Source organism: Flavobacterium sp. XN-5, assembly GCF_008033395.2.
GTDB lineage: Bacteria > Bacteroidota > Bacteroidia > Flavobacteriales > Flavobacteriaceae > Flavobacterium > Flavobacterium hiemivividum.
Map to the genome: position 1 here is coordinate 603,689 of NZ_VOGZ02000001.1, position 24,119 is coordinate 627,807.

General features: G+C 35.6%; 22 protein-coding genes and 1 tRNA gene. 12 read left to right on the forward strand and 11 right to left on the reverse strand.

From position 1 onward, the window contains the following. The first annotated feature begins 42 nt into the window (after nt 1-42). From FQU23_RS02705 to rpoN, 4 genes are all read left to right on the forward strand, one after another. Complete coding sequence (locus tag FQU23_RS02705; protein WP_147672466.1) at nt 43-2,454, forward strand: efflux RND transporter permease subunit; 2,412 nt, start codon at nt 43-45, stop codon at nt 2,452-2,454. A gap of 244 nt (nt 2,455-2,698) precedes the next feature. Further along, entirely contained in the window at nt 2,699-3,529 is an 831-nt protein-coding gene (locus FQU23_RS02710; RefSeq protein WP_147672467.1) for a mechanosensitive ion channel family protein, read from the forward strand. A gap of 378 nt (nt 3,530-3,907) precedes the next feature. Further along, nucleotides 3,908-5,344 carry an asparagine--tRNA ligase gene (gene asnS / locus FQU23_RS02715; RefSeq protein WP_147672468.1) on the forward strand — a complete coding sequence of 479 codons (1,437 nt, stop codon included), beginning with the start codon at nt 3,908-3,910 and terminating at the stop codon, nt 5,342-5,344. A 92-nt stretch (nt 5,345-5,436) separates the two neighbouring features. After that, nucleotides 5,437-6,903 carry an RNA polymerase factor sigma-54 gene (rpoN, locus tag FQU23_RS02720; protein WP_132108902.1) on the forward strand — a complete coding sequence of 489 codons (1,467 nt, stop codon included), beginning with the start codon at nt 5,437-5,439 and terminating at the stop codon, nt 6,901-6,903. A 232-nt stretch (nt 6,904-7,135) separates the two neighbouring features. On the opposite strand, the gene FQU23_RS02725 is transcribed toward rpoN, so the two are convergent. Continuing rightward, entirely contained in the window at nt 7,136-7,729 is a 594-nt protein-coding gene (locus FQU23_RS02725) for a thymidine kinase (protein ID WP_147672469.1), read from the reverse strand. A 238-nt stretch (nt 7,730-7,967) separates the two neighbouring features. On the opposite strand from FQU23_RS02725, the gene FQU23_RS02730 reads away from it, so the two are divergent. The 7 genes from FQU23_RS02730 to FQU23_RS02760 are packed head-to-tail and all read left to right on the forward strand — an operon-like array spanning nt 7,968 to nt 14,635. Next, the gene (locus FQU23_RS02730) at nt 7,968-9,077 is read left to right on the forward strand and encodes a hypothetical protein (RefSeq protein WP_147672470.1); all 1,110 of its coding nucleotides are present in this window, start codon (nt 7,968-7,970) and stop codon (nt 9,075-9,077) included. Between the two features lie 8 nt (nt 9,078-9,085). Then, the gene (gene rsmI, locus FQU23_RS02735; RefSeq protein ID WP_132108908.1) at nt 9,086-9,799 is read left to right on the forward strand and encodes a 16S rRNA (cytidine(1402)-2'-O)-methyltransferase; all 714 of its coding nucleotides are present in this window, start codon (nt 9,086-9,088) and stop codon (nt 9,797-9,799) included. Nucleotides 9,800-9,802: 3 nt separating this feature from the next. Continuing rightward, nucleotides 9,803-10,855, forward strand: a complete 1,053-nt coding sequence (locus FQU23_RS02740) for a flavin monoamine oxidase family protein (protein WP_147672471.1) — start codon at nt 9,803-9,805, stop codon at nt 10,853-10,855. A gap of 12 nt (nt 10,856-10,867) precedes the next feature. Then, nucleotides 10,868-11,212: a HopJ type III effector protein gene (locus tag FQU23_RS02745; RefSeq protein ID WP_147672472.1), complete on the forward strand. Its 345-nt coding sequence runs from the start codon at nt 10,868-10,870 to the stop codon at nt 11,210-11,212. Nucleotides 11,213-11,248: 36 nt separating this feature from the next. Next, complete coding sequence (recJ, locus tag FQU23_RS02750; RefSeq protein ID WP_147672473.1) at nt 11,249-12,937, forward strand: single-stranded-DNA-specific exonuclease RecJ; 1,689 nt, start codon at nt 11,249-11,251, stop codon at nt 12,935-12,937. Continuing rightward, nucleotides 12,937-14,220: an MFS transporter gene (locus FQU23_RS02755; protein WP_147672474.1), complete on the forward strand. Its 1,284-nt coding sequence runs from the start codon at nt 12,937-12,939 to the stop codon at nt 14,218-14,220. The genes recJ and FQU23_RS02755 overlap by 1 nt, the downstream gene beginning before the upstream one ends. Before the next feature lie 58 nt (nt 14,221-14,278). After that, nucleotides 14,279-14,635 (forward strand): hypothetical protein, encoded by a 357-nt coding sequence (locus FQU23_RS02760; protein WP_147672475.1) that lies wholly within the window; start codon nt 14,279-14,281, stop codon nt 14,633-14,635. On the opposite strand, the gene FQU23_RS02765 is transcribed toward FQU23_RS02760, so the two are convergent. From FQU23_RS02765 to FQU23_RS02785, 5 genes are all read right to left on the reverse strand, one after another. Next, a complete protein-coding gene (locus tag FQU23_RS02765; protein ID WP_147672476.1) occupies nt 14,632-15,384 on the reverse strand; it encodes a UDP-2,3-diacylglucosamine diphosphatase in 753 nt (250 codons plus the stop codon). The two genes, FQU23_RS02760 and FQU23_RS02765, sit on opposite strands and share 4 nt — an antisense overlap. A gap of 24 nt (nt 15,385-15,408) precedes the next feature. Then, complete coding sequence (locus FQU23_RS02770; RefSeq protein ID WP_132108922.1) at nt 15,409-15,861, reverse strand: 6-pyruvoyl trahydropterin synthase family protein; 453 nt, start codon at nt 15,859-15,861, stop codon at nt 15,409-15,411. Between the two features lie 35 nt (nt 15,862-15,896). After that, nucleotides 15,897-16,076 carry a hypothetical protein gene (locus FQU23_RS02775; protein ID WP_147672477.1) on the reverse strand — a complete coding sequence of 60 codons (180 nt, stop codon included), beginning with the start codon at nt 16,074-16,076 and terminating at the stop codon, nt 15,897-15,899. Next, nucleotides 16,077-16,844 (reverse strand): enoyl-CoA hydratase/isomerase family protein, encoded by a 768-nt coding sequence (locus FQU23_RS02780; protein ID WP_147672478.1) that lies wholly within the window; start codon nt 16,842-16,844, stop codon nt 16,077-16,079. A 143-nt stretch (nt 16,845-16,987) separates the two neighbouring features. Then, nucleotides 16,988-17,064, reverse strand: a tRNA-Ala gene (locus FQU23_RS02785). 323 nt (nt 17,065-17,387) lie between these two features. On the opposite strand from FQU23_RS02785, the gene FQU23_RS02790 reads away from it, so the two are divergent. Then, nucleotides 17,388-18,563, forward strand: coding sequence for a dicarboxylate/amino acid:cation symporter (locus FQU23_RS02790; protein ID WP_147672479.1), 1,176 nt, complete (start codon nt 17,388-17,390; stop codon nt 18,561-18,563). 100 nt (nt 18,564-18,663) lie between these two features. Here FQU23_RS02790 and FQU23_RS02795 read toward each other — a convergent pair whose 3' ends face one another. From FQU23_RS02795 to FQU23_RS02815, 5 genes are all read right to left on the reverse strand, one after another. Further along, nucleotides 18,664-20,166, reverse strand: a complete 1,503-nt coding sequence (locus FQU23_RS02795; RefSeq protein WP_147672480.1) for an aldehyde dehydrogenase family protein — start codon at nt 20,164-20,166, stop codon at nt 18,664-18,666. A gap of 214 nt (nt 20,167-20,380) precedes the next feature. Continuing rightward, entirely contained in the window at nt 20,381-21,220 is an 840-nt protein-coding gene (locus tag FQU23_RS02800) for a helix-turn-helix domain-containing protein (protein ID WP_147672481.1), read from the reverse strand. A gap of 84 nt (nt 21,221-21,304) precedes the next feature. Then, entirely contained in the window at nt 21,305-22,249 is a 945-nt protein-coding gene (locus tag FQU23_RS02805; protein ID WP_317165178.1) for a lipid A deacylase LpxR family protein, read from the reverse strand. 3 nt (nt 22,250-22,252) lie between these two features. Beyond that, entirely contained in the window at nt 22,253-22,996 is a 744-nt protein-coding gene (gene mtgA / locus FQU23_RS02810; RefSeq protein ID WP_147672482.1) for a monofunctional biosynthetic peptidoglycan transglycosylase, read from the reverse strand. Then, the gene (locus tag FQU23_RS02815) at nt 22,996-24,108 is read right to left on the reverse strand and encodes an NAD(P)/FAD-dependent oxidoreductase (RefSeq protein WP_147672483.1); all 1,113 of its coding nucleotides are present in this window, start codon (nt 24,106-24,108) and stop codon (nt 22,996-22,998) included. The genes mtgA and FQU23_RS02815 overlap by 1 nt, the downstream gene beginning before the upstream one ends. Nucleotides 24,109-24,119 lie beyond the last annotated feature (11 nt).

The window sequence follows — 24,119 nt, forward strand, 5'->3', positions numbered from 1 at the left end:
GCAGTGGTTTTCACTACATTTGCACCCATTTTTAACAGACTTATGAAAAAGAAATTTAAAGTAGGATTTTGGGAATTTATTGCCCGTATCGTACTTAAAAACAGAATTATCATCCTGGGCGTTATCGCTTTTATCACACTTTTTTTAGCCCTGCAATGGAAAAACATACAGTTTTCTTTTACAGAAGCTAATCTACTGCCAGACGATCACATTGTAAATACAGAATACAATGCCTTTCTAGACATGTTTGGGGAAGAAGGAAATTTAATTGTTGTAGGTGTTAAAGACGATACTTTTTTTACACCAAAAGCATTTGCTGCTTGGACTAAATTAATGAATGAGTTCAAAGCGCAAAAAGAAGTCGACCTGATTATCTCCATAAATGACTTGAAGAAATTGCAGAAAAATGAAAACCTTCAAACCTTTGAGCTTCTGCCATTTGTTGACAGCAAAAAAACTACAAATCAGGATTATTTAAATACTGTCAAGAAGGATTTGTTCGAAAACATGCCTTTTTATGAAGGCTTACTTTTTAACAAAAAAAATGGAACTATCCGATCTGCTATTTATTTGGATAAAGAAATAGTCAACACCGCACATCGTAAAGATTATATCGTTCAAGATTTTATCCCAAAAATAGAAGCTTTTGAAAAAGAGACTGGCATTGATTTACACGTTTCGGGAATGCCATACATTAGAACACTAAATGCGATTAGCATCAAAAATGAAATTAATTTGTTCATTGGCGCTTCTTTATTACTAACCTCGTTGATATTCTTTTTCTTTTTCCGCTCCTTCAGAGCTACATTAATTGCTATTTTGATTGTGATTATTGGAGTAATGTGGACCTTTGGACTTCTAGGATTATTCCATTATCAAATCACCGTACTTACCGCTCTGGTACCTACACTTGTTATCGTAATCGGAATTCCAAATTGTATTTTCCTGACTAATAAATACCAACAGGAATATGTTGCTCATGGAAATAAAGCCCGTGCATTACAGCGTGTAATTACAAAGGTAGGAACGGCAACCTTGATGACGAACTTAACTACAGCTGCCGGTTTTGCCACTTTTATCATTACTAATAGTGAACTGCTGAAAGAGTTTGGTATCATATCCTCATTGAGTATTGTTGCCTTGTTCTTTTTATGCCTTATTATTATACCTATCTATTACAGCTATCAGCCAGTTCCAAAAGATAAACACCTGAAACATTTAAGCCTCAATTACACCAAAGTGTTTATGGCTTGGATAGAAAAAATGGTAAAATACAACAGACGACATGTTTACCTGGTAGCTATATTTCTATTTTTAATAAGCAGTATTGGTGCTTTTAAAATTAAGACATCTGGAAGTTTAATTGAAGACATGCCTAAAAACACAGGTTTCTTTAAAGACATTCTTTTTTTCGAAGAAGAATTTGAAGGTATCATGCCACTGGAAATCACAGTCGATACCAAAAGAAAGAAAGGAGTAATGAAACTATCTACCTTAAAAAAGATAGACGAACTTCAAGAAACAATTGAAGAAATTCCTGAACTTTCTAAACCTGTCTCCATTCTTAATCTAGTAAAATATTCTAAACAAGCCTACTACAATGGTAATCCTGAATATTACGAGCTGCCTACTTCACAGGAGCAAAGTTTTATCTTGGGTTACGCCAAAAACGCAACTAAAGATGCGCAAAACAACATCATGAAAAGTTATGTAGATAGCACAGGCCAAGTGGCTCGCATCACTACTTTCATGAGAGATATTGGAACCGGTAACATGGCGACAATTGAAAATAAGCTTTGGACGAAAATCAATAAAATATTCCCTTCTGATCGTTATAATGTAGTGATGACCGGAAAAGCTTTAGTTTTCGAAAAAGGAACAAAATACTTACTGAACAATTTATTGATGTCTCTGCTTTTTGCAGTATTTCTGATTTCTATGTTGATGGTTTTCATGTTTCGATCCTTCAAAATGGTGATTGTTTCCTTAATACCAAATCTCTTGCCGCTAATGATTACAGCGGGATTAATGGGTTATTTTGGAATTCCGTTAAAACCATCCACCATATTAGTATTTAGTATTGCTTTTGGACTTTCGGTTGATGACACTATCCATTTCTTGGCACAATACCGTCAGGAATTAACTCGAAATAATTGGAAAATTAAGCGCTCTGTTTTTGCTACCATAAGAGAATCTGGACTGAGTATGTTCTATACCTCGGTGGTTTTATTTACAGGTTTTTCTGTTTTCATGCTGTCCGATTTTGGTGGAACCGTAGCCCTTGGTGGATTGATTGCGATTACATTAGCTTTCGGGATGTTGTCTAACTTGATGTTATTGCCTTGTTTGGTTTTAACACTAAACAAATCATTGGCAAACAAACAGGAATTCATCGAACCTAAAATCGATGTTTTGAGTAAGCCAGACACAGATACCGAAGATTCTGATAAGTAAGCAGTACGTTAAAAAAATGAACTTATAGTAATACAAAGCTTCCCTTCTTGATTGAGCGGAAGCTTTTTTTGCTTCATAATCAATGTCTAAAAAAATATAATTGGTAGTTTAATTCGTTTTTTAAACTAATTCCATTATCTTATAGACTTAGATTTTTAATCTAAAAGTGGAGTCCAGTGACCACTAAAATAAACGGGGCGAAATCGAAAAGCCTAATGAGTAGAAAAACAAAAAAGCATAAAAAATGGAGCAACAAGTTATCGTTGTAAACAATTACCTAGAAAAAATAACGGATTTTGGATTTGAATATGCACCTAAATTAATAGGCGCTATTATAGTACTATTTATTGGATTATGGGTAAGTAGTCTAATAACTAAAGGTGTTAGAAAATCACTAGAAAAATCAAATATTGATCAATCTCTTGTCCCTTTTTTAAGAAGTATTACAAACATACTATTGAAAGGATTAGTAGCTATCACGGTCATGGGAATGATAGGTATCCAAATGACTTCTTTTGTAGCAATTATTGGAGCCGCTGGTTTAGCAGTTGGACTAGCTCTGTCTGGAACACTTCAGAATTTTGCGGGTGGAGTAATTATTTTGATTTTAAAACCGTTTAAAATAGGAGATTTCATCGAAGCGCAAGGCTACACAGGAACCGTAAAGGAAATTAGTATTTTTTCTACCCTGTTGAACACGGTGGATAAAAAGTTAATTATTATTCCGAACGGACCTCTTTCAACCGATGCACTAACTAATTTTTCTGCTGAACCTACGCGAAGAGTCGATTGGACCTATGGAATTGCATACGGTGATGACCTGGAGAATTTCAAAAAAGCAATTAATGATTTCATAGCTGAGGACCCAAGAATTCTGCAGGATCCTGCGCCTTTTATTGGACTTTCTGAATTAGCAGGCAGTTCCGTCAATTTTGCAGTGAAAGTATGGGTAGATAGTCCGGATTATTGGGCTGTGTTTTATGATATGAATGAGAAAGTATACACCCGTTTTGGGGAGTACAAACTCAATATCCCGTTTCCACAAATGGATGTATACGTTCACAAAAACCAATAGAAAAATCATAACAATCACTGCAAAGTATTTATTGTGATTTTTTAGAACTTTATAAAACTTCCCGTCAATCTTGACGGGAAGCTCTATTTTAATAGAGAACGCAATTTCGCATTAAGTAAATTGTAAAGATTCCTTTTCACTCTAGCTCTAAAAACCCTACGCTTCGATAGAAATCCTTTAGTTTTTTATTCGAACGACAAACAGCTTTCGAATTAAAAAGTGGAAGATATAGCGTCTTGAAACTACGGCAGCAAGAAAAAGGGTCACATTGGCGCAATCCCGATAATGACAATTAAAACAAATCAATTATATTTGCATTTACTTTTATTCGATATACTATGAAATCATAGATCGTACAGCTAAAAATCTAAAATTAAAATGAGACATACAAGAGTTAAAGACTTACTAGAGAGTACCAAAACACTTCACGAAGTAAATGCAAAAGGATGGGTGCGAACTTTTAGAAACAATCAATTTATCGCTTTAAATGATGGGTCCACCATCAATAATATACAATGTGTTGTCGATTTTGAGAATACTCCCGATGAAACTTTAAAAAGGATTACTACTGGCGCAGCTATATCGGTAACAGGAACTTTAGTCGAAAGTAAAGGTGCTGGACAAAAATTTGAGATTCAAGTTGCAAAACTAGAAATCCTGGGAGATTCGGATGCTGAGAAGTTCCCTATCCAGCCAAAGAATAAACCAAGTCTTGATTTCTTGCGTGAAAATGCACATTTACGTGTTCGTACCAATATGTTTGGTGCGATCATGAGAGTGCGTTCCGTATTATCGTATGCAGTTCATAGTTATTTCCAAGAAAAAGGATTTGTATATGTAAATACGCCTATCATTACAGGATCTGATGCTGAAGGAGCTGGCGAAATGTTTAAAGTTACTGCTTTACCATTTGACGAAACGCCAAGAACGGAAGACGGAAAAGTAAATTACAAGGAAGATTTCTTTGGTAAAGAGACTAATCTAACTGTTTCTGGACAATTAGAAGGAGAAACTTTTGCAATGGCTTTGGGACAGATTTATACTTTTGGACCAACATTTAGAGCCGAAAACTCGAATACTTCGCGTCACCTTGCTGAATTTTGGATGATTGAGCCAGAAGTCGCGTTCAATGATTTGAATGACAACATGGACTTAGCCGAAGATTTCATTCAGTACGTGATTAAGTACACCATGGAGAAATGCCCAGAGGACTTGAAATTTCTAGAAACTCGTTTATTAGACGAAGAAAAATCAAAACCAGTTGCTGAACGAAGCGAAATGGCATTGTTAGACAAATTAAATTTTGTGTTAGAAAACAACTTTAAACGCGTATCTTACACCGAAGCTATTGACATTTTAAGAGAATGTACACCAAATAAAAAGAAAAAATTCAACTACATCATTAACGAATGGGGTGCTGATTTACAATCTGAACACGAACGTTACTTAGTAGAAAAACACTTTAAATGCCCAGTAATCTTGTTTGATTATCCAGCGAATATCAAAGCATTTTACATGCGTTTGAACGAGGATGGAAAAACAGTAAGAGCGATGGACATCTTATTCCCAGGAATTGGAGAAATCGTAGGTGGATCACAAAGAGAGGAACGTTTTGATGTTTTGGTCGAAAAAATGAAAGCTCTTGGAATTGATGAAGAAGAATTATGGTGGTACTTAGATACACGAAGATTTGGTTCAGCAGTTCACTCTGGTTTCGGACTTGGATTTGAAAGACTGGTACTATTCGTAACTGGAATGACAAACATCCGCGACGTAATTCCTTTCCCAAGAACGCCATTGAATGCCGAATTTTAAAAAATAGTTTAATTTGTTTAATGGTTTAAAGTTGTTTGAAACCCAAACAACTTTAAACTTTAAAACCTTAAACTTTTTAATCAAAATATAAAATGCTAAAGCAATTTTTAAATTTAAAATTATCCCAGAAATTATCTCCTCAGCAAATTCAGCTGATGAAGTTAATTCAATTGCCTACGCAAGCATTCGAACAACGTTTGTTGGAAGAAATGAATGAAAATCCCGCTTTGGAAGCAGGGAAAGAGGAAGACGACTACGAAAATGACGAGTTTGATAATGAAGATTATGATGACTACGACGACTCTGAATCAGACAGAGTTGATGCCGAAGACATTAATATCGACGAATATTTAAGCAGTGACGACACTCCTGATTATAAAACTCAAACAAACAATTATAGCGATGATGATGAAGATCGTGAATCTCCATTAGCAGCGCCCGTAAGTTTTCACCAGGATCTAATCAATCAGTTGAATACGTTTATCTTGAACGATGATGAACGCGATATTGCAGAATTTTTAGTAGGTAGCATTGATGATATGGGTTATATCCGCCGCAGTGTTCCTGACATTGTAGATGACATGGCATTTACGCAAGCACTTTACACCGATGAAGCAACCGTAGAAAGAATGCTTACTGTTATTCATGAATTAGAGCCTTCCGGAGTAGGAGCACGTGATTTGCAAGAGTGTTTATTGTTGCAATTAAAACACAAAACACCTACTGAGTCGGTGGAATTAGCAACCGATATTATCGAAAACCAATTTGATGCTTTTACCAAAAAGCATTACGAGAAGTTAATTCAAAAATATAATGTTTCGAATGAGCAGCTTAAAAAAGCAATTCACGAAATAGAAAAACTCAATCCAAAGCCAGGTGGCGCTTTTACTGGAAATAATAAAATCACAGAAAATGTAGTTCCTGACTTTGCTATCAGAATCGTTGACGGCGAACTGGAATTGACATTAAATGGAAGAAACGCTCCTAGCCTGCACGTTTCTAAAGATTATCAGGAAATGATGCAGACGTATAAAGTGTCAACTGATAAATCAGGTCCTCAAAAGGATGCTGTACAGTTTATAAAGCAGAAACTAGATTCGGCTAAATGGTTTATAGATGCGATTAGACAACGTCAGGAAACACTTTTTGTCACCATGAATGCAATCATGCATTATCAAGAAGAATATTTTCTTGAAGGAGATGAGACTAAGCTGAAGCCAATGATTCTAAAAGATATTGCTGATATGGTAGGTCTCGATATTTCGACTATTTCTCGAGTTGCAAACAGCAAGTATGTTGAAACACCTTATGGAACTAAACTGATCAAAGAATTTTTCTCGGAAGCGATGAAAAACGATCAGGGCGAAGATGTTTCTACTTTAGAAATTAAAAAAATCTTACAGAATATCATCGAGGAAGAGGATAAGAAAAAACCACTTCCTGACGATCAATTAGCCGAACTTCTGAAAGAAAAAGGCTACCCTATTGCGAGAAGAACCATAGCAAAATACAGAGAACAACTGGACATTCCAGTTGCTAGAATGAGGAAGAAGATATAGGTATTACGAATAAATTAATATAGATATTTCATCAAACGCGACAGGTTTTAAAAACGGATCGGGTTTCTGATTTTATAGAAAAAGGCTACTTCCCCTCCACATTTATTGCTCGAACCAAAAGTTTATATAAAAAATTAAAAACCCTTTCAAAGTTCTAAACTATGAAAGGGTTTTCTATTATTATATTTCCGTTTAGTCTCCCTCTTCTTCGAAGAGGGCCGGGCTGAGGATCCTACTTTCCCTCATCATCTTTTCGCATGGCATGGTAATATGCTGCGCGACTTAAAGGCTCATATTCTTCTGTTTCTCCAAGCATCACTAATTTCTCATTATCAGTTTTACGGAAACTGTAATTCGCTAAATTCCCAGTGCGTGTGCATACCGCATGCACTTTAGTAACATATTCGGCAGTTGCCATTAAAGCTGGCATTGGTCCAAAGGGATTTCCTTTAAAATCCATATCTAATCCTGCTACAATAACACGAATTCCCTGGTTAGCTAAATCATTGCATACTCTTACAATTTCGTCGTCAAAAAACTGGGCTTCATCAATACCTACAACGTCACAACCTTGCGCTAGAATAGCAATGTTTGCGGCAGCAGGAACTGGTGTAGAGCGAATTTCGTTAGCATTATGAGAAACCACCATCTCATCATCATAACGAGTGTCAATTGTAGGTTTAAAAATTTCGACTTTTTGTTTGGCAAATTGCGCCCTTTTCAGACGTCGAATAAGCTCTTCGGTTTTACCCGAAAACATCGAACCGCAAATGACTTCGATCCAACCAAATTGTTCTTTATGATTTACTGTATTTTCGAGAAACATTTTGTATTTTTCTAACTTAAAAAATGAATAGTTTTTATTACTTTGTATTGTAATAAACCGACTTAAGATTTTATACTTTTACGTAGTCTCAAAAGTAGAAAAATTTTATTAATTCAGTGATTTGAGAACGCTTAAATGCAAATTAAATATTTCCTATAAAAGGACCTTAATTCTTAAGTAGGATAATAATTATAGAAATTAGAAACACACACGCCATACACACCATAATTCAAACGTCATGAAAAAAAGATTGGAAGCCGATTTAGTCAGCATTGCTCACAGAATATTACAACTTAAGAATAAGTCTGACATCAATCAATTGTTTTTGGAAACCCAAAAACTATATGAAAAGCTGTCGGTTTTACGATTTGTCGAGGAGCAATATGGTGAGGTGAGACCTACAATAGGTCAAGCTGAAATTGAAAAAGATATTGAAGCTTTTTATGACAAAAGCGACCACCTACCTGTGGAGACGATGATTGAAATGACCGAAATGGTCCCTGTTGAAGAAGTTTCTGCTGAAGAAATTCCAACAGCAGAGGTAGCAGATGAACAAGCAGCAAGTGAAGAAATTTCTGCTGAAGATGAATCCGTAGAAGAACCAATGGTAACAGAGGAAACTACTGAAGAGAAAAACAATACTGACGCAGAAGAAATTACAGCAGAAGATGTACATGATTTAGGTGATTTTGCAGCCGACATAATAGAACAGCCTGTTGAGGATATAGAAGCTATTGAAGAGGAAAAAGTTTCAAATAATGAAATTGAAAGCGAGGAAATTGCTGAAGAAGCAGAGGAAATCATCGCTGAAAATGAAGAAGTGGAAGACGAAGAAACAGACGAAGAACCAGCAACCAAATTCAAATCTGCTTTCGAGTTAACAGAAGAAATCGAAGTAGAAACTCCGATGAAAGCACCAGCTATGCAAATAACTTTTGAAGATTTGCTAGGAGGTCACTACAGCGAACCTGAGTTTGTAAAAGTTAACGACATAGAGTCGCTACAACCCGAAATGGTATTTGAAGCTGTCGCAAAAACAGAAGAAAAAGAAATTATCCCAACTATAGCAGCCGAAAAAACTCCTGAGACAAAAACGGTTTCTATAAATGACACGTTTTCAAAAGGCATAAATATTGATTTGAATGATCAAATTGCATTTGTAAAACATCTTTTTGGAAACAGCAATGAGGATTACAACCGCGTGTTAAATCAATTAATCACGTTTGATAATTTCTATGAAACAAGAAATTTCATCGAAGAAATGGTGAAACCGGATTACAACAACTGGGACGGAAAGGCTGATTATGAAGAGCGTTTCATGGACATCATAGAAAAAAAATTCCTTTAAAATAATTTATGTCAAAATTATACATCGTTCCCACACCAATAGGTAATCTTGAAGACATGACTTTTCGAGCAATTCGGATTCTTAAAGAAGTCGACTTGATTCTTGCCGAAGACACGCGTACGAGCGGGAAATTATTGAAGCATTTTGAAATTGGCACGCACATGCACAGCCATCATATGCACAACGAACACAAAACAGTCGAGAATTTAATTTCTCGATTAAAAGCTGGCGAAACCATTGCATTGATATCTGACGCTGGAACACCAGCCATTTCAGATCCTGGTTTTTTACTGACTCGTGCTTGCGTGGAGAACGGAATTACAGTAGAATGTCTTCCCGGTGCCACAGCTTTCGTTCCCGCTTTGGTGAATAGTGGATTACCCAATGATAAATTTATTTTCGAAGGCTTTTTACCTGAGAAAAAAGGGCGTCAAACACGATATTTAGAACTAGCCGAAGAAACTAGAACAATGATACTATATGTTTCTCCCCATAAACTAGTAAAAACACTAGCTGAATTTGTGACTTATTTTGGCGAAGACCGCCAAATATGCGTCTCTAGAGAACTCTCTAAACTGCACGAAGAAAACCGAAGAGGAACAGCAAAAGAAGTTCTAGCTCACTTTGAAAAAACAGCTCCAAGAGGAGAAATAGTGGTTGTGGTTGCTGGGAAAACTATCGTTAAAGAAGTGAAAAAAAGTAAATTCCAGAAAGAAGAATAAAACATGAATAAAGCAAAAATCATAATCATCGGTGCCGGTTTATCTGGTTTAATGATCGCTTATTTGCTACAAAAAAAAGGCTTGGAAGTTATTTTATTAGAAGCCGATAACCGCATTGGAGGCCGCATACAAACGATCATTGGTCCAACTGGCGTTACAATAGAAATGGGAGCGACATGGTTTAGCAATCCGCACCAAAACCTTATTGCTTTACTTGACGAGTTCAAAATCGCTTATTTTAAGCAACACACTCGGGGTATCTCTTTTTTTGAAACCATGTCTTTTGTGCCTCCGCAAAAATTTGAAATTTCGGATACAGAAGAGTCTTCGTATCGAATAGTTGGTGGAACAGCAAAATTAATTGAAAAATTAACTGCTGAAGTTGGAATCCACAACATCAAAACACAAACTAAAGTAACCGCAATAAAAGAAGTTGGCAACCATCTAGAAGTTACCACTTCTGACGGAAGTCAATATCTAGGAGATAAAGTTATTTCGACATTACCGCCCCATTTGTTAGTTCAAACGATATTATTCGAACCCATTTTACCTGATTCTATTCAGCAATTAGCCCGAAAAACGCACACCTGGATGGGTGAATCGATAAAATTTGCCGTCGAATATGCAAGTCCATTTTGGAGAGAAAACAACTATTCTGGAACGTTATATAGCCAAGCCAGCATAATTCAGGAAATGTACGATCACAGCACAGCTGACAACATAGGATATGCATTAAAAGGATTCCTAAACGGCGGTACCTATACAATGTCAAAAGACGAACGACAAGAAAAAGTGATTCTCCAATTGACAAAACTCTTTGGCAACGAAGCCGAAAATTATATTGAATATCATGAAAAAATATGGCGTGAAGAACCACTTACTTTTTTTCCATACGAACAATTAGTTATGGGACATGAGAATAATGGTCATGCAGATTATAAAACACCATTTTTGAACAACAAATTATATATTTCTGGTTCCGAAACTGCTTCTCAAAATCCAGGATATATGGAAGGAGCAATAGTGGCCGCCAAAAATATTGTCTCACAATTTTAACGAAACAAGCAGATGAACATAGATTCTTTTTTAGAAAAATTAAATAAAACTCCTGAAACTATTGCTTTCGCAGAAACCATTGCGGTAATTGAGGAAAACTATACTTTCGAACCAACAGCTTTTGAAAATGGAGTATTACACAATGTGGCTGGAGAAAACTCCGGTTCTTGTAAATTATTCGCTTTCGCCGAATTACAAAACTTATCTGAAGTAGCAACATTATCTTGTTTTGGCGCATACTATTACGATGAAGTATTAAAAAATCCTGATGGAACCAATCACCAAAACATTCGTAACTTTATGAAAACGGGTTGGGAAGGAATTGCATTTTACGGAAGTCCATTAACTGCAAAATAATTTCGTTATACCAACTTGAACTTTAAATAAAATTATATGCGTTGGACTATTAAACCAAAACCTTCCGAAGAAAAAATCAAGCATTTGGCGCAAGCCCTGAATGTGGAAGATTTTGTGGCGCAGTTATTAGTGCAACGCGGTATTGAAACTTTTGAAGATGCTAAGAATTTCTTCAGACCTTCTTTAGACCATTTACACGATCCATACTTAATGAAAGATATGGAAAGAGCAGTCGAACGAATAGAAAAAGCGATTGAAAATCAGGAACGAATTCTTGTTTTTGGTGATTATGATGTAGATGGAACCACGGCGGTCTCACTCGTTTCTTCTTACTTAAAAAGCTATTATCCTGATGTAGCAACTTATATTCCGGATCGTTATAAAGAAGGCTATGGCGTTTCATTCATGGGAATTGACTTTGCTGATGACAATGGATTTTCGTTAATCATCGCTTTAGATTGCGGTATAAAATCGATTGATCATGTCGCTTACGCAAAAGAACGAAATATCGATTTCATCATTTGCGATCACCACAGACCCGGAGATACATTACCGGATGCGGTTGCGGTTCTCGATCCAAAACGAGACGATTGCAACTATCCCTATGACGAATTATGTGGCTGCGGAATTGGTTTTAAACTGATTCAGGCTTTAGGAACAAATAGAAACCAAACCATCACGGACTTAGTTCCCTACTTAGATTTAGTTGCAGCCGCTATTGCAGCCGATATTGTTCCTATGACGGGAGAAAATCGAGTTTTAGCCCATTTTGGATTACAAGTTATTAATAGCGATCCGAGACCCGGAATCAAAGCTTTGATACATCAAATAAAAAAACAAACTTTAGATATTACCGATGTCGTTTTTATCATCGCTCCGAGAATTAATGCCGCTGGTCGCATCAAACATGGTAATCATGCCGTTGAATTATTAACCGAATTTGATTTTGAACAAGCACAACAATTTGCTTCCGAAATTGAAGCCTATAATTCAGAGCGCAAAGATTTAGACAAATTAATTACCAAAGAGGCCTTAAAACAAATCGACGAAAACAAGGAGAAAGAGCGATTTACATCAGTAGTTTTTCAAGAAGATTGGCACAAAGGTGTAATCGGAATTGTTGCTTCTCGACTGATAGAAACTTATTATCGTCCCACGCTTGTTTTTACAAAAAGCGGCGATAAATATGCTGCTTCAGCACGTTCTGTAAAAGGTTTTGATGTTTATAATGCACTTGAAGCTTGCTCGGAACATTTGGAACAATTTGGCGGACACATGTACGCGGCTGGAATGACGTTGGCAGCAGAAAATTATTCTGTTTTCAAAGAAGCATTCGAAAAAGAGGTCGGAAAAACCATTCATCCAGATATGTTAATGCCTGAAATTGCGATCGATGCTGAAATCAATTTTTCTGACATTACTCCAAAATTAATCCGGATTCTAAAGCAATTCGAACCTTTTGGACCTTTGAATATGACACCTACTTTTTTGACAAAAGACGTTAAAGATACGGGCTATGGAAAACTAATGGGACAAGAGGACGAACATGTGCGACTTTTTGTAAAACAAAATGGGAGTGAAGGTCTTGCCGCAATTGGTTTTGGATTAGGAGATAAATTTGATTTAACGACCAATCAAAAACCTTTTCAAGTGGCATACTGTATAGACGAAAATGAATGGAACGGAAAAGTCTCCATCCAATTAAGATTAAAAAGCATTAAGTAATGAGCTCAGCAAAACCAAATAAAAAAGATCCCTACGCTGCTTTACGATTTAAAGAATTCAACACTTTTTTACTACTGCGTTTTGCCATGGTTTTTGCTTGGTCTATGCAATTCATCATTATCGAATGGCAAGTGTACAGCATTACCAAAGATCCTCTTTCACTAGGAATTATCGGTTTAATGGAAGTAATTCCAGCTCTTTCTTTAGCTTTATTTGCCGGTCATATAGTGGATCAAAAAGAGAAAAAAGGACTACTTGTAAAATGCATTCTCGCTTTTTCTGTAATTAGTTTTGGCTTGTTTTTATTGACTTGGCCAGTTGTGATAAAAGATATTTCGACAAAAACTATTTTGTATTCTATCTATTTCTTGGTTTTTCTTGGTGGTTTAGTCAGAGCTTTTCTTGGCCCTACCATCTTTTCCTTACTCTCCTTACTTGTGCCTAAAAAAGTATATCCTAATGCAGCGACTTGGAGCAGTTCTGTTTGGCAAATTGCCTCGGTTGTAGGACCTGCGGTAGCTGGATTTTCAATTACATTAATAGGTGTACACTGGTCGCTGTGTACTGTTTTTGCTTGCTCGATTTTCGCTTTATTAGCATTATCTCAAATAAAGAAAAAACCAATTCTGAATCCTAAAATTGGAGAGCCTGTAATGCAAAGTTTATCCGAAGGAATAAAATTTGTATTCAATAACAAGACTGTTCTAGGAGCAATTACATTAGATATGGTAGCCGTTCTTTTTGGTGGTGCTATAGCACTTTTACCCATTTTTGCTCAAGATATATTAAAAGTTGGACCAGAAGGTTTCGGTTTTCTTAGAGCCGCTCCCGCAGTTGGTGCTTTTTTGACCATGATTATTACTGCTTATGTTCCTTTGAGTAAAAATGCTGGAATGAAATTGCTATCGGCCATTTTCGCATTTGGAATTTGTATTATTGTCTTTGGACTTTCAACCATTTTTTGGGTATCGCTTTTAGCCTTATTCTTTAGTGGCGTTTTCGATGGTATCTCTGTAGTAATCCGTCAAACGATATTGCAATTAAAAACTCCTGATCATATGCGTGGTAGAGTTTCGGCAGTAAACTCAATGTTTGTGGGTTCTTCAAACGAATTAGGCGCTTTTGAAAGTGGACTTACGGCAAAACTAATGGGAACGGTAACTGCAGTAGTTTTTGGCGGAAGTATGACGCTCTTCGTTGTATTAACAACAGGAATAATATCACCCACTTTTAGAAAACTGGATCTTACTAAAGACTTAGAAGAACATGAAAATCAGGAATGATTGCGTTTTATTTAGAATTATTATAAATAATAACTATATTTGTTTCAAACATTTTCACATGCAAGATATAAAGCAAATATATTACAACGATTCAGGAACTTCTTTCTACTGGAGAAAAGAGAATGACATACTAATCGATAAAGTCCAATTGATTTTTAGAGAAACTGGATTTTACTTTAGCCAGCACGAACTTCAGCAATTTAGGAGCTGTATTGAAGAAAGTTATAAATTAAATAACTGTTGCGAGGATTGCGAATTAAAAAATAATTGCCGAAAATTTCTATTAAAAACTCCCTGTTCTCAAATTGATTTAGCGGTTTCCATGAAAGAGTTGACCGCCGTAAAAGACTTGGTTGAAGGAACTTTATTCAAAATAAATTTAGACGCTTATTTATTTGGCGAAGGAATGAATTAATACTTTTTTAATTCGAATGTTTCACCATCGAAAACTCCATAAGTGAAATAGCTAATCCAGTCTCCCAGATTCACGTATTCTGAATTTTCGCCTACACTCACTTTCATTGGTAGGTGGCGATGTCCAAAAATAAGATAGTTATAATGTTTGGTTTCCAATTTTCTTTTCGAATAAAGAATTAGCCATTCGTTGTCTTCACCTAAAAAAGTTACATCTTCATCACCCGAAATTAATTTATTTTTTACGGATAGATATTGTGCCAAACGAACACCAATATCAGGATGCAGCCATCTGAAAAGCCATTTTGAAAAAGGATTTGTAAACACTTTTTTCATTCGTTTGTATCCCATATCACCGGGTCCTTTTCCGTCGCCATGGCCAATTAAGAATGTTTTATCTCCAAAAGTATATTCTTGATTGTCATGAAAAACAGGAATATTTAATTCTTTTTGGAAATAATCTTCCATCCATAAATCGTGGTTCCCAACGAAGAAATAGATTGGAACTCCACTGTCTCTAATTTCAGCTAATTTTCCTAAAACTCTAATAAAGCCCTTTGGCACTACCGTTTTATATTCAAACCAAAAATCAAACAAATCACCTAATAGAAAAATCGCTTCGGCATCTTCCTTTACTTCATCCAGCCAAGCCACAAATCGCTTTTCTCTTGGCAAACTAAGTTCTGCTGTTGGCGCACCAAAATGCTGATCGGAGGCAAAGTATATTTTTTTATTGTTGGCTAATTGCATGAAGCTAATGTGTGGGTTTGTGGATTACAAATTATCGCTGGCGTACCATTCAGCAAAAGACGAATCTGTTTCTTGTAATTTCAGAGAAAAAAGCTTGATATCTGCTGGTAATCTGCCAATTATTCTTTGTGCAAAATCAATAACCATATTTTCGCTTGTAGGTTGGTAATCAACCAAAATAACATGATGACCGCGATTCTTTAATTCGTGCGCTAAATCGACATGCGGAGTAGTTTCATTAAAAACAGTAGCATGATCAAATTGATCTACAATCTCTTCTTTTACAATTTTCTTTAAGTCGGTAAAATCGATTACCATTCCAAATTTTACGTCATTTCGGTTCTCGATAGGGCTGCCAATAACGGTTACAGACAGTTTATAACTATGTCCATGAACATTTTTACATTTGCCATCGTAACCATAAAGTGCATGACCGGTTTCGAAACTAAATTTCTTTGTAATCCTGATTTTGCTCATCTACTTATAATTTTGAATGCAAATTTAGTAAATAATTAAACGTTCTTGTCTCTTTTTTTTGCAGAAGCGTACATCCAATAAGCCAAACCCGCCAAAACTACAAATGGAATAAAGGAGCCAATAAGCACTCCAATTTGATAAGTACCATCGGGTGCTGTTTTTAATTTCTCTGCAATATTAACCTCTTGCACTAGCAATACTATTTTCAATGCCATCTATTTTTTAAATTGGTTGAGGGCATTTTTGGTAAAATCGGATAAAACTAACTCACCAGAAATCGCTGCTCTTTTAAGTAATAAGGTATCCCAATCTTCAGTTCCTTCCCAGATTATTTTTTTCATTTCTGTTAAAGCTTTAGGATTGTAACTCGATAATTTGGAACTAAAATCAGTTATTGTAGTATCAAGTTCTTCGAGAGTTTCAAAAGTATTAGCATATAAACCTTTGGAGAAAGCCCAATCAGCTGATTTCCATTCGTGAGCTGCCAAAGTCATTTCGGACATTGCCGTTTTTCCAATTTTCCTCGAAACCGCTGGTTCTATAACGAATGGACCAATTCCTATTGCTAATTCGGAAAGTTTTATGGAGGCGTTTTTTGTGGCCAAAACATAATCACAGGCCGCGGCAATACCTACGCCACCTCCTACTGCTTTTCCGTGAATGCGTCCAATAATTAGTTTAGAACACGATCGCATCGCATTAATCAAATGGGCAAACCCAGAGAAAAACTGAGTACCTTCATTTTCATTGGAAACTGCCAACAGTTCGTCAAAAGAAGCACCTGCACAAAATGCTCCCGTTCCTTCGCTTCTCAAAATAATTACAGAAACCAATTCATTCGAACTTAAATTACTGAATTCAGTCGTCAATCTGTCCAATAATTCCCTTGGAAAAGAATTACTCGAAGGATGACCAAATGTAATCGTTGCGATTTTGTTTTCGATGGTTGTAAAAAGTGAACCAATAGGACTTTGTGATGACATATCAATTATTTTTGGATGTAAAACTATAATTCTCAAGAGGTATGTATCTCTTGAAAATCACTAAAAGCGGAATATAAAAAACTCTTTTAGCAGATGAAATAAAAAAAGGCTCTGCGAAATTGCAAAGCCTTTCATTCTCTTGATGGTGGAGAATATCGGATTCGAACCGATCACCTCTTGCCTGCCAGGCAAGCACTCTAGCCAAATGAGCTAATCCCCCATTATGGCACAAATATAGCATATTATTGGTTTAAAACTAAAAAATTATTTTTATAATTGCTTAAAGCAGTACTTAATACTTTTTTTAAAATCAAAATGATTCTAACGACTAAATCAATTGATAATGAAGTACATTCGATAGAAAAAATTACTTATTTTAAAATATAAAGAATTCTATAATCCAGTGTCCAAATACATTTTTACTATTAATAATTGAAGAAAACTCAATCATAACTCGCTTGTTCCTAACATTGGCAGTATATTCGCAATCTTAAAATAACTTACTACAAGACATCTACCGTATTTTACTAATTTGTATATATTATGAAGCATTTATTTTCGAACTTACTTTTTAAAGTTTTTATCGCCATTGTTCTAGGTATTGTTTTGGGATTGTACTTACCCGAATCTATCAACAGAATATTCTCCACCTTCAACGCTTTCTTCGGACAATTTTTAAGCTTCTCCATCCCTTTAATTATCATGGGGTTAATCATGCCGGCCATTTCTGATTTAGGAAAAGGCGCAGGTAAATTATTATTGATAACCGCTGCTATTGCCTATGGGTCGACTTTGTTCTCGGGCTTTATGACTTATTTTATCACGTCTGGTATATTCCCAGAACTTTTAGCTTCTCATGTTAATGACGTAGCTCAAATTGGTAGCTCAGTACCCGAATTAACTCCTTATTTTAGTATTACCATTCCGCCAGCATTAGACGTTATGACTTCTCTAGTTTTAGCCTTTGTAATAGGATTAGGACTTTCGTATCAAGAAAAATCAAGCTTGAAATTAGTGGTTAAAGATTTTGAGAAGATCATAATGCAATTAATAGAAAATGTAATTGTTCCTCTATTGCCGCTATTCATATTAGGTATTTTTGCCAGCATGTCCTTTAGCGGAAAAGTATTCTCAATCCTTTCCGTTTTTATTAATATTATCGGAGTTATTTTTGCCTTACACATTATATTATTGCTCCTACAATACACTATTGCTGGTATCGTTACAAAACAGAATCCGTTCAAATTGTTACTAACCATGATGCCTGCTTATTTCACTGCATTAGGAACACAGTCGTCTGCAGCTACTATTCCTGTTACCTTAGAGCAAACGCTAAAAAATGGAGTTTCTGAAAAAATTGCTGGATTTGTAATACCATTATGCGCAACTATACATCTGTCTGGAAGTACTATGAAAATTACAGCATGTGCGATCGCATTAATGATTTTACACGGGATACCGTTTGACTTTACACTTTTTGCAGGTTTTATATTTATGCTAGGAATTGCAATGGTTGCCGCGCCTGGAGTTCCTGGTGGAGCAATTATGGCAGCAGTAGGAATATTGCAATCTATGCTAGGATTCAATGAAGAGATGATTGGACTGATGATTGCCTTATATATTGCAATGGATAGTTTTGGTACTGCCTGTAATGTTACTGGAGATGGTGCGATTGCTTTAGTTGTTGACAGAATAACTAAAGCAAAATTGGTTGCTTAAGTCTAAGTATTTCCCCTATACTTTTATACAAACTGCATTTGATTAAAACAATAAAGCCCCAGCAATGCCGGGGTTTTATTGTTTTAAATATAGGTTTCAATTAAAAGAATCCCATTGGTTTTTTGTCGTAAGAGATCAACATGTTTTTTACAACACGGTAATGATCTAATGCCATTTTGTGGTTTTCACGACCAAATCCTGATTCTTTCACACCACCAAAAGGAGCGTGAGCAGGATAAGTATGATATTGGTTTACCCAAACTCTACCCGCTTGGATAGCACGTGGAACTTGGAATAATTCGTGAGCGTCACGAGACCAAACACCAGCACCTAATCCGTAAGGAGTATCATTTGCAATAGCGATAGCTTCTTCAGTAGAACTAAATGTGGTTAAGGCTACAACTGGTCCAAAAATTTCTTCTTGAAAAACACGCATGTTATTTGTTCCTTTCAATACTGTTGGTTGGATGTAATATCCTTCAGAAATATCACCTTCGTAGTTACCAGCGTCACCACCAGCTAATACTTCAGCACCTTCTTCTTTACCAATTTTGATATAATTAAGAATTTTTTCGTACTGTGGTTTAGAAACTTGAGAACCAATCATTGTTTCAGGATCTAACGGATTACCTGTTTTGATAGCACCTAAACGTACTTGCATTCTAGCGATAAAATCATCAGCGATATCTTCGTGTACTAGGATACGAGTTGGAGCTGTACAAATTTCACCTTGATTTAGAGCAAACATTAATGCTCCTTCGATAGCTTTACTGTAGAAATCATCGTCTTGATCTGCTACTGATGGGAAGAAAATATTTGGAGATTTCCCACCTAATTCCATAGTTACTGGAATAATGTTTTCAGCTGCATTATGTAAAACTTTACGTCCTGTTTCAGTAGAACCAGTAAATGAAAGTTTAGCTACACGGTTTGAAGTTGCTAAAGCTGCACCCGCTTCTGCACCAAAACCAGTTACAATGTTTAATACACCTGCAGGTAAAATATCACCGATCAATTCCATTAACATCATTACACTTGTAGGAGTTTGTTCTGCTGGTTTAACAACTGCAGTACAGCCTGCTGCTAAAGCTGGAGCAATTTTCCAAGCTAACATTAACATTGGGAAGTTCCAAGGAATAATTTCACCAACTACTCCAATAGGTTCGTGTAAAACGATACTTACTGTGTTTTTGTCATGCTCAGAGATACTTCCTTCGTCTGCACGGATAACTCCAGCAAAATAACGGAAGTGATCAATACAATAAGGGATATCTGCTGCTCTTGACTCACGGATTGGTTTACCGTTATCAATAGTTTCTAAGGTTGCTAAGTATTCGAAGTTATCTTCCATTACTTGAGCAATTTTCAACAACATATTGCTACGTTCAGTTGCTGAAGTTACACTCCAAGTTGGGAATGCTTCATGAGCTGCATCTAAAGCTAGGTCTATATCTTCTTGTGTAGAACGAGCTGCTTGAGTAAATACTTTTCCGTCTACTGGAGATACGTTGTCAAAATATTGTCCTTTTACAGGAGCTACGAATTTACCGCCAATAAAATTCCCGTATCTTTCTTTGAATACAGGTTTAGTTACATTTGCCATAATTATATATTTAATTTTTAAATTATTTTGATGTAATCTCAAAAGAATTGCTTCTTATTAATTACACTGCAAATGTATGGCGGGAGTTCCCTTAACAAGTTATTGATTCAGTTCAATAACTTATGAAAAACGTTCAATATAATTATAGTACAAAAAATAAGCCAATACATGAGTAATATTTACCTTAAAATCAGTGCTTTAATTAATTTGCTGTCTAATTAGACACTTCTGTTGGACTAATTCCAAATTTGTTTTTAAAGGCTACACTAAAGTTAGACAGGTTGTTATAACCAATATCTAAATAAATATCAGACGCTTTTAAATCACCCGCTTGAAGCAGCTCTTTGGCTTTTTGTAGTCGTTTGTCTTGCAACCATTTCCCAGGAGCTTCATTGTACTCGGAAGTAAAATGACGTTTGAAAGTCGATAGACTCATGTTACATAAAAACGCAATTTCCTCTAATTTTAAATTAGAATGCACATTGCTTTCCACTATATTTTTAAAGGGCGACAGCTCTTTTGATATTAAAGAATGTAAATAATATTCAAACTCATTTCCGTATTTGTTTAGTAAATACAGCATAATTTCTTCAAATTTCAAGACTAGTAAAGCGTCACTATAACTGTGATTTGAAAAAGTATCAGACGACAGCGAGTTGATAAACGCAGCGATATAATCATCGTTTTCAATCACAAAATACGGAACCTCTTCCTTATAAGGTTTCACGTTATTCGTGTATTTACTTAAAAAGTCCGTTAGTTTTTTCTCTGAAAAAAAGAAAAGCTTACAATAGTAAATAGCTTGTGTATCGAGTAATTCTGTCCACAACCAATTTCCCTTTTTTAAAAGCAACGATTGTTTACTGTTTACCGCCACAGAATTGCCGGCAAAATGAACTTGCTTTTTACCCACTTGTAAAAAGCTAAACATATTCATACTCAAATTGACTTTACTTTTTACGACATCGCTAACCATTTTGAAATCATAAACAAATATGTCGCTTGGCATATTATTGTTCTGAAAAAAAATCTCAGGTATGTTTTCTATTGCCATGTAATTCTTTTTAAAAGGATAAAAATAAGAAAATCAGTTGATTTTTAAGTAGCTGAATCCAAATCAACTACTATCACTACCACATTATTTCAATAAATAGGAAACCAATATAGACCCATAAAAATAGCCTGTATTTATTTTATTATGTAGCTCTTTACTTCGGTAGACAAAAGCGTAGGAAAGGTTAAGGTTGTCTTTTCGAAATTTAAAACCCGCCTCTCCATTGAACCGAATGGGAATCAAATCAAAAGTCACTGGACTATTATCATTAATTAAACCGCCTTGAATTGTGGCATCATAAACCTGATATCTAATACTGGGAGCAATATAAAAATAAAACTCTGGCTCCAGTTTCCGAGACTCACTACTAACTGAGGCTCCATACATATTAGAGTCATAAATAGGAACTAATTTTTCGAAACCTATTCGAGACAAAAAACCAGCAGAAAAACCTGTAAACACTGTTCCTAAATCGGCTTCAGATTGAAAATTAAAATCGACATAATTGCTTTCCTTTCTAACGAACAACTTCTTAGCAAACATGAAATGAGTTTGAACAGCCACACTATTTGCAACTTGAGTTTCCCAACCAAAGACAGGCTTATATTTAAAGAATTTGTGAAAACTTCTTTGTGTTTCTTCCGCAAATGATTTATTTCCCACAACGCCCAATACTAAGCCGCCTTTAAAAACTGATTCATTTTGGAAAAACAAACTTTTGCCTACACCCCCAAAAAGGTAACCTGCAAAAGGCCGGTCAATTACCGCTACAGCTCCCTTATTTATAAATTTAGGATTATAGATGTATTGACCCATTTTTAACTCAATAACCTTTTTTCGTACTTTCTCGTCAGTATTCTTAAGTAGAAACCGATAGAAAAGTTCAATACCATTCGTATAATACTTATCATTCTTTGAAGAAGTATATAAATCGTTTTCAGTTATTAGACCTATTTCTCTTGTCCTACTTTGCCCAAAAACAAAAGTAGCAACCATAAATAAGAAAATAATATAAGTCCTTTTTGTCACGTTTTAATATTCAATTTTCCCTACAGTTCGCATAACGCGCATTATTTTTGTCTTTCTATTATTGATGTATGACGACGAACTCGTGGCAGTAAATTTTCTAGGATTAGGTAAAATAGCAGCTATACCAGCCGCTTGGATAGGCGTAAGATTTTTGGCATCTTTTCTATACCAATGTTCAGCCGCCGCTTGAGCGCCATAAATACCCGTTCCCATTTCGATACTGTTCAAATACACTTCCATGATACGTTCTTTACCCCAGATTACCTCAATAAGAACAGTGAAATAAGCTTCTAATCCTTTGCGCAAGTAACTGCGTCCTTGCCATAAGAAAACATTTTTCGCTGTTTGTTGCGATATCGTGCTTCCGCCTTTTATTTTTCGACCTCGTTCATTGCCTTTGTATGCTTTTTGCATCGCCTTAAAATCAAAACCATTGTGAAGTAAAAAGGTGCCGTCTTCACTAGCAACAACAGCTTTTTGCAAGTTCATCGAAATATTCTCGATAGGTTCCCAGTCATGACTAAATGAATTTTCTTTGCCGGCAGAGATATTTTCAATACTTCGCACCACCATTAAAGGCGTGAACACAACGGGAACAAATTTATAAAATACCACAAAAAACAAAGAGATCCCAAAGAACCACAACATCATTTTAAACAAAAACCGACTTAAAATACTCATAAAGCTCCTAGATTGTTTTTTTACCGGTTTTTTAGCGGTTTTCTTTTGTGTTATTCGTGTTGCCATTATACTAAATCTGCTAATTCTGTTCCTATTAAACTTCCTATTGCCACTCCCATTCCCCCTAATCGTACTCCGCAATACACATTTTCTGATAATTGAGAAACGATAGGATTCTTGCTATTGCCAATACCCATAATACCGCTCCAGCGATGGGCAATCTCAAACTTTTGATTGGGCAAAATTACTTCTTTTAATAATTGTTCCAATTTATTTTGCACTATTTCTGTTTGCGCAAATTCAGTAGTTGTTTCTGCGTCGAAATCAAGGTTTCTACCACCTCCCAATAAGATTCGATCTCCGATATTTCTAAAATAATAATATCCTCGATCTAAATGAAATGTTCCTTTTATATCTAAATTTTCAATAGGCTCCGTAATTAAAACTTGTGCTCTGGCGGGCTTTACTGCTCCATCCGTCAATTTACCTGAAAAACCATTAGTGGCAAACAAAACCTTTTTAGACAAAAAGCTAAAATCATTTAAAACCACTTCCACATCTTCTCCTTTGTCTAAAAAAGCGGTAACCGTTTGCTGATTTAAAATCAATATATTACTAGAAATAGCTTGTCGCAACAACTCTTGCATCATATTTCCAGTATCAATTTGAGCTTCGAATGGATTAAAAATCAAATGTTCCCGAACACCCTTAAAACCAAAACGATCTATTTCTTTGGCAAACACATCCGATCTAAAAAGAGGTTTTAGAATCTCATTAATAAACGGTAATTTATTTACACACTCGGTATAACAACTTTCATCTTCGTTTAAAAACAATTCATATCCGCCGTAAGGTTTGAAATCTATCGCTTTGTCTCCAAGGCGTTTCCGCAAAAGTCGAAGTCCTTCCCAACGTTTGGTCACCAATTGAAAAACCTCTTCCTCTGAATGGGATTTTAAGTCGTCAATAATCTCAGAAATACTTCCAAAACAAGCAAAACCAGCATTTTTAGTGCTCGCTCCATGTGGCAACATTCCTTTTTCTAGTACTAGTATTTTACTTTCCGGGTACTTTTCGCGCAAGCGCAAAGCAGTATGTAACCCTACAATTCCGCTTCCTACGACCGTATAATCTACTTTTGTAAACCAATTTTTTAATTCCCAATAACTAAGCTGCATCTGAATAATTT

Coding starts and splice junctions, on each gene's coding strand:
- FQU23_RS02705 (WP_147672466.1), top strand. CDS start 43: ATGAAAAAGAAATTTAAAGTAGGATTTTGGGAATTTATTGCCCGTATC.
- FQU23_RS02710 (WP_147672467.1), top strand. CDS start 2,699: ATGGAGCAACAAGTTATCGTTGTAAACAATTACCTAGAAAAAATAACG.
- asnS (WP_147672468.1), top strand. CDS start 3,908: ATGAGACATACAAGAGTTAAAGACTTACTAGAGAGTACCAAAACACTT.
- rpoN (WP_132108902.1), top strand. CDS start 5,437: ATGCTAAAGCAATTTTTAAATTTAAAATTATCCCAGAAATTATCTCCT.
- FQU23_RS02725 (WP_147672469.1), bottom strand. CDS start 7,729: ATGTTTCTCGAAAATACAGTAAATCATAAAGAACAATTTGGTTGGATC.
- FQU23_RS02730 (WP_147672470.1), top strand. CDS start 7,968: ATGAAAAAAAGATTGGAAGCCGATTTAGTCAGCATTGCTCACAGAATA.
- rsmI (WP_132108908.1), top strand. CDS start 9,086: ATGTCAAAATTATACATCGTTCCCACACCAATAGGTAATCTTGAAGAC.
- FQU23_RS02740 (WP_147672471.1), top strand. CDS start 9,803: ATGAATAAAGCAAAAATCATAATCATCGGTGCCGGTTTATCTGGTTTA.
- FQU23_RS02745 (WP_147672472.1), top strand. CDS start 10,868: ATGAACATAGATTCTTTTTTAGAAAAATTAAATAAAACTCCTGAAACT.
- recJ (WP_147672473.1), top strand. CDS start 11,249: ATGCGTTGGACTATTAAACCAAAACCTTCCGAAGAAAAAATCAAGCAT.
- FQU23_RS02755 (WP_147672474.1), top strand. CDS start 12,937: ATGAGCTCAGCAAAACCAAATAAAAAAGATCCCTACGCTGCTTTACGA.
- FQU23_RS02760 (WP_147672475.1), top strand. CDS start 14,279: ATGCAAGATATAAAGCAAATATATTACAACGATTCAGGAACTTCTTTC.
- FQU23_RS02765 (WP_147672476.1), bottom strand. CDS start 15,384: ATGCAATTAGCCAACAATAAAAAAATATACTTTGCCTCCGATCAGCAT.
- FQU23_RS02770 (WP_132108922.1), bottom strand. CDS start 15,861: ATGAGCAAAATCAGGATTACAAAGAAATTTAGTTTCGAAACCGGTCAT.
- FQU23_RS02775 (WP_147672477.1), bottom strand. CDS start 16,076: ATGGCATTGAAAATAGTATTGCTAGTGCAAGAGGTTAATATTGCAGAG.
- FQU23_RS02780 (WP_147672478.1), bottom strand. CDS start 16,844: ATGTCATCACAAAGTCCTATTGGTTCACTTTTTACAACCATCGAAAAC.
- FQU23_RS02790 (WP_147672479.1), top strand. CDS start 17,388: ATGAAGCATTTATTTTCGAACTTACTTTTTAAAGTTTTTATCGCCATT.
- FQU23_RS02795 (WP_147672480.1), bottom strand. CDS start 20,166: ATGGCAAATGTAACTAAACCTGTATTCAAAGAAAGATACGGGAATTTT.
- FQU23_RS02800 (WP_147672481.1), bottom strand. CDS start 21,220: ATGGCAATAGAAAACATACCTGAGATTTTTTTTCAGAACAATAATATG.
- mtgA (WP_147672482.1), bottom strand. CDS start 22,996: ATGGCAACACGAATAACACAAAAGAAAACCGCTAAAAAACCGGTAAAA.
- FQU23_RS02815 (WP_147672483.1), bottom strand. CDS start 24,108: ATGCAGCTTAGTTATTGGGAATTAAAAAATTGGTTTACAAAAGTAGAT.